This is a genomic window from Saccharopolyspora sp. NPDC002686 (genome assembly GCF_040295745.1).
In the GTDB taxonomy this organism is placed as follows: Bacteria; Actinomycetota; Actinomycetes; order Mycobacteriales; family Pseudonocardiaceae; genus Saccharopolyspora; species Saccharopolyspora oryzae.
In genome coordinates, this window is record NZ_JBEOVY010000448.1 from 1 (window position 1) to 5,442 (window position 5,442).

Consider the following 5,442-nt stretch of genomic DNA (forward strand, 5'->3'; position numbering starts at 1 on the left):
GCAGCACCACGAGGCTGCGGGTCTCCTGCGGGCGGAGCTTGGTCAGCTCGTCCACCGCCGCGGGCGTGGCCTCGCCCAGCACCGCGATCAGCTCCTGCCCGGAACCGGGGTCGTGGCTGAACACCAGGTCGCGCTGGGACGACGCGCGCACCGCCGCCAGCGCGTCCAGCACCGCGTCGTCGTACCCGTCGCCGGAGGTCGCAGCACCGGCGGCCAGCTGCGCGCCGTCCTCGGTGCTCACCTGCACCTGCTGCCCGTGCTGGTGCAGGTGCAGGCAGAAGCTGGCCACCGCGGAGACCGCCCACTCCAGGCTGCTGCGCGCGCCGCTGCCGCGGTGCGCCGCCGAGCGCCGGTCGAGCAGCACCGTCACGCCTGCGTGCCAGGGGCGTTCCTCGACGCGCACCATCAGCTCGTCGCGGCGCGCGGTGGACTTCCAGTGCACGCGGCGGATGTCGTCGCCGTGCCGGTACTGCCGCACCACCGCGTCGTCCTCGCCGTGCCCGGCGCGCAGCCGGGTCGCGCCGTCCTCGCCGGTGCCCAGCCCGGAACCGGCGGGCAGTCCGTTCAGCGCGACGACCTCCGGCACCGCGACGAGCCGGCTGCGACCGGCCAGCTCCCGCTCGAACTCGGCCAGCCCGAAGGGGTCGTCGATGCTGGTGCGCAGCGGCCCGATCTGGTGGACGCCGCGCAGCACCGGCGACACCGGGTACTCCAGGACCGCGCCGCCGTGCTTGGGCACCGCCTCCAGCTGGAACCGGTGCCGCCCGCCGAGCGCGTGGGGCGTGTTGTCCTCCAGCATCAGCCCGCCGATCGGCATCCGGCCGCTGGCGGAGACGTGCAGCTGGACGGTGGCCCGGCCACCGACCGGGATCCGCGCGGGCACCACTTCGCGCCGGGCGGCGACGCCGAACCGGGTCCGGCTGGTGAGCAGCAGGGCCAGCAGCGGCAGCGCGATCACGAACGCCGAGACCCGCAGGAGGTCCCGCTCGTCGAGGACCAGCGCGCAGATGCCGGCGGCCACGCCCGCCGCCAACAAGCAGCGCCCGCGGATGGTCAGGCCGGAGAGCATCCTTACCTGCGTTCGCGTTCGGTGTCGCCGCGCGGCACCGGAGTCCGGCTCAGCAGCTGGCGCACCAGTTCGGTCGTCGAGCGGCGCGCGGCGCGGGCCTCGCTGGTCAGCACCAGCCGGTGGGCCAGCACCGGGATCGCGACCGCCTGCACGTCGTCGGGGATCGCGAAGTCGCGCCCGGCCAGCGCGGCCTGCGCGCGAGCGGCCCGCACCAGCTGCAGCGTCGACCGGGGCGAGGCGCCCAGCCGCAGCTCGGGCAGCTGGCGGGTCGCGGTCACCAGCGCGACCGCGTAGCGGCGGATCTCGCTGGAGACGTGCACCTCGCGCACGGCTCGCAGCAGGTTCTGCACCTCGGCGCCGTCGGCGACCGGGCGCAGGTCGGCCAGCGGGTCGTGCCCGGCGTGGTCGTCGACCATCGCCAGCTCGGCCTCGACGTCCGGGTAGCCGATCGACACCCGGGCGGTGAAGCGGTCCCGCTGGGCTTCCGGCAGCGCGTAGGTGCCTTCCATCTCGATCGGGTTCTGGGTGGCGATGACCATGAACGGCGAGCTCAGCGGGTAGGTCTCGCCGTCGACGGTGACCTGCTTCTCCTCCATGCACTCCAGCAGCGCGGACTGCGTCTTGGGGGAGGCGCGGTTGATCTCGTCGCCGACCACCACGTTGGCGAACACCGGACCGGGGCGGAACTCGAAGTTCTCGGTCTGCCGGTTGTACACCGACACGCCGGTGATGTCGCTGGGCAGCAGGTCGGGGGTGAACTGGATGCGGCTCACCGTGCAGTCGATGGACTTGGCCAGCGCCTTGGCCAGCGAGGTCTTGCCGACCCCGGGCACGTCCTCGACCAGCAGGTGGCCTTCGGCGAGCATGGTGACCAGCGCCACCCGGACCACCTCGGGCTTGCCCACCAGCACCTGCTCCACGTTCGCGGCGATGCGCTGAACGGTGCTGTGCAGCTGGTCCACGTCGGGCTTCTCCGGCGAGTCGCCGTCGTCGGTCGCCGGGGCACCGGACAGCTCAGTCCTGGGCGTCACGCCACCTCCTGGTCGTCGCGGTGCCCGGGGAGGCCCGAGCGGGTTTCCACCGCCACTCGCGGGGCGCCCGCACGAGCGGGAAGCGCGCGAGTGCCGCTCAAGACGCCTCCATGTGCTCTGCCGGGCAGACCCCGCACCCGGTGCTCGGCCGATGGCAGGTCCGGGGCGGCGTGCACGTGCAGTGTGCCAAACCGGTGGGGTCCGGCGGGACACCCGCACCGATGCGGTGCCGGCCGCCCCACTCCTCCCCACCGATCGGTCGAGATCGGGGTCCGGGCGGGACGGGCACTGAGCATAACCGCGCACCCGAAGGGGTTGATCAAGGTCGGCCCCGCGAAACCCCCCACTTCGGACCCACCGGGCACTACCTGCGCAAACGGGGTCGGCGGGGGTTGCCGGGACGGGGTGATTCGTGTTGACGGTGGAGCGAAGTGGGGTACTGTGGGGCGAGGTGGGGCAAACGGGGGTCCCGCCGCTTTCGCCGGGCGCCGCTGATCACGGCCGGTGAGGGTTTCGGCCCGGGTGGTTCGCCCGGGGCGGAGTGCCGCTGCGGCGGGTCCGGGGCGCAGGACGAGCGGCCCGGGGCGGGGGAGGTGCACCGGGATGTTTCTCGGTACCCATCACCCGAAGCTCGACGACAAGGGGCGCTTGACGCTGCCGGCGAAGTTCCGGGAAGCCATGGCGGGGGGGTTGATGGTCACCAAGGGACAGGACCACTGCCTCTACGTCTTCCCGCGCGACGAGTTCGAGCAGATGGCGCGCAAGGTCGCCGAGGCCCCGTTCACCAACGAGGCGGTCCGCGCCTACCAGCGCTACCTGTTCGCCGGGACCGACGAGCAGGAGCCGGACGGCCAGGGCCGCATCAAGATCGCCACCGAGCTGCGCCGCTACGCCGGGCTGACCAAGGAGTGCGTGGTCATCGGCGCGATCAACCGGTTGGAGATCTGGCAGGCGGAGAGGTGGCAGAGCTACCTCGACGACCACGAGGAGGGCTATGCGCAAGCGCGCGAGGAGGTGTTGCCGGGCGTCTTCTGATCGGTGCGCGTGTTGACAGCGGGGGATTCGGGTTTCGTGAGGCCTCGGTCCGCTCGGCTATCGCATGCCTGGTGCATCTTCCCCGGCACCAGGACGCGACGGGCGGGCGGGGACCTGACGGGATCCGGACGTCCACACGAGACACTGGGATGCCAGAACATGTCCAGCCGGATCCCGGCACCGCCGAGCCCCTGAGCGGGTCGGCAATACCGACATCGCCACGCGCGGGCCTGCGGGCCCGCGCGTGCCGGTTGGCGGAGCACGACGGGAACGGCACGCGGGAGGGAGGGACCGCCGTGGCCGAACAGCGGTATGAACAGGGCGGATCCGCCCGCGACAAGCACGTGCCGGTGCTGTTGGACCGGACGTTGGAACTGCTCGAACCCGCGCTGTCCCGCGAGGGCGCGGTGGTCGTCGACGCCACGCTCGGGATGGGCGGGCACTCCGAGGCGATGCTGGCCGCGCACCCGGGGCTGACGCTGGTCGGGCTCGACCGCGACCCGGACGCGCTGCGGCTGGCCGGCGAGCGGCTCCAGCCGTACGCCTCGCGGATCCACCTGGTGCACGCCGTTTACGACGAGTGGGCCGAGGTGCTGGTCGACCTGGGACTGTCCGAGGTGGACGCCGCGCTGTTCGACCTCGGGGTCTCCTCGCTGCAGCTCGACGAAGCCGCCCGCGGTTTCGCCTACGCCCAGGACGCGCCGCTCGACATGCGGATGGATTCGGGCGCACCGCGCACCGCCGCGGACGTGCTCAACACCTACTCGGCGGAAGAGCTGGCGCGGGTGCTGCGCACCTACGGCGAGGAGAAGTTCGCGGGCAAGATCGCGTCCGCGATCGTCCGGGAGCGGCAGAAGGAACCGTTCAGCAACAGCGCTCGACTGGTGCAGCTGCTCTACGACACGGTGCCCGCGGCCAGCCGGCGCACCGGTGGTCACCCGGCCAAGCGCACCTTCCAGGCGCTGCGCATCGAGGTCAACGCCGAGCTCGACGTGCTCGAGCGGGCGCTGCCCGCGGCGCTGGACTCGCTGGCGGTCGGCGGCCGGATCGCGGTGATGTCCTACCACTCGCTGGAGGACCGGATGGTCAAGCGCGCGCTCGCCGAGCGGGTGAAGTCGCGGACCCCGGTCGACCTGCCGGTGGAACTGCCCGGGCACGGGCCGGAATTCCGCCTGCTCACCAGGGGCGCCGAAGTCGCCGGTGAGCAGGAGGTCGAAGTCAATCCGAGGGCTGCGTCGGTGCGGTTGCGCGCCGCGGAGCGCATCGGCGGGGGGAAGACATGAGCAGCCGGGGGCGCACGGGAGACGCGCCCCTGACTGCTCGGGACGTCGGCGTGCGGGTACCGGCGCGGGCGTCCACTGAGGAACGGGAGGCGGCATGACAGCACCTGCACGCGCCAAGAAGGCCGCTTCGCGGTCGGGGTCCGAGGAACGCGCGCAGTCGGCCGCCAAGAAGCCCGCGGCGAAGAAGACGACGGCGACCAAGACCACCGCGAAGTCCGCCACCAAGACGGACAAGCCGCGGTCGCGGTCGGCCGCGGCGGAACGCGCCTACGCGCGCCGCGAGGAGCGGCGGGAGCGCTCGACGCGGGAGCCGTCCGTGCGGCGACCGCGCCAGGTGCGCACCGGCTCCGAGGACCGCCGTCCGACCACGGCGAAGGCGAAGACCAGGGCGAAGCAGCTGCAGGAGCGGGTGGCGCTCGCGCGGCTGCCGCTGGTCGTCATGGTGATGTCGGTGCTGGCCGTCGGTCTGGCCGCGACGCTGTGGCTGTCCATCGCCGCGGTCAGCGGCAGCTACGAGCTGCAGCGCGGTGACGCCGAGATCGCGCAGCTCAACGAGCGCCGCGAGCGGCTGCTGCGCGAGGTCAGCTCGCTGGATTCGCCGCCGGCGATCCAGCGGCGCGCCACCGAGGACCTCGGCATGGTGCCCGGGCCGACCCCGGCGCACCTGGTGATGCAGCCGGACGGTTCGGTGCTGGTGGTCGGCGAGCCGGAGAAGGCCACGGTCCCGCCGCCCCCGGCGCCGCCCGCGCCGCCGGCGGGGGAGCAGCCGCCCGCGGGGGAGCAGCCGGCGGACCAGCAGCCAGTTGATCAGCTACCTGCGGAGCAGCAGCCCCCGGCCGGGGAGCAGCCGCCCGCTGAACAGCCGCCAGGGGTGGCGGCGGAGGGACGTTGATGGCCCGCAGGTCGACCAGGATCATCCGCGGCCGCACCCGGCGACCAAGACCTTCCCCGCGCCCTGATGCAACGGCAACCGCTCACCGATCGGCAGCTGGTACCTCTGCGGAACCCGGCCTTCGACGCGGGC

Annotated in this window: 5 protein-coding genes; 3 read left to right on the forward strand and 2 right to left on the reverse strand. The window is 73.2% G+C overall.

The genetic code is table 11. The annotated features are described in order from the left end of the window. Both ABTZ89_RS35130 and ABTZ89_RS35135 read right to left on the reverse strand, forming a co-directional pair. The coding region (locus tag ABTZ89_RS35130; RefSeq protein ID WP_351053083.1) for a DUF58 domain-containing protein at positions 1 to 1,069 on the reverse strand (1,069 nt) is incomplete at its 3' end. 2 nt (positions 1,070 to 1,071) lie between these two features. Beyond that, complete coding sequence (locus ABTZ89_RS35135) at positions 1,072 to 2,082, reverse strand: AAA family ATPase (protein WP_270947112.1); 1,011 nt, start codon at positions 2,080 to 2,082, stop codon at positions 1,072 to 1,074. Between the two features lie 621 nt (positions 2,083 to 2,703). On the opposite strand from ABTZ89_RS35135, the gene mraZ reads away from it, so the two are divergent. The 3 genes from mraZ to ftsL all read left to right on the forward strand — a co-directional run bounded on the left by mraZ (position 2,704) and on the right by ftsL (position 5,310). Then, on the forward strand, positions 2,704 to 3,135 hold the full coding sequence (gene mraZ / locus ABTZ89_RS35140) for a division/cell wall cluster transcriptional repressor MraZ (RefSeq protein ID WP_270946973.1): 432 nt from the start codon (positions 2,704 to 2,706) through the stop codon (positions 3,133 to 3,135). A gap of 296 nt (positions 3,136 to 3,431) precedes the next feature. Further along, entirely contained in the window at positions 3,432 to 4,418 is a 987-nt protein-coding gene (rsmH, locus tag ABTZ89_RS35145; protein WP_351053086.1) for a 16S rRNA (cytosine(1402)-N(4))-methyltransferase RsmH, read from the forward strand. A gap of 94 nt (positions 4,419 to 4,512) precedes the next feature. Beyond that, the gene (gene ftsL, locus ABTZ89_RS35150; RefSeq protein WP_351053089.1) at positions 4,513 to 5,310 is read left to right on the forward strand and encodes a cell division protein FtsL; all 798 of its coding nucleotides are present in this window, start codon (positions 4,513 to 4,515) and stop codon (positions 5,308 to 5,310) included. The last annotated feature ends 132 nt before the right edge of the window (positions 5,311 to 5,442 follow it).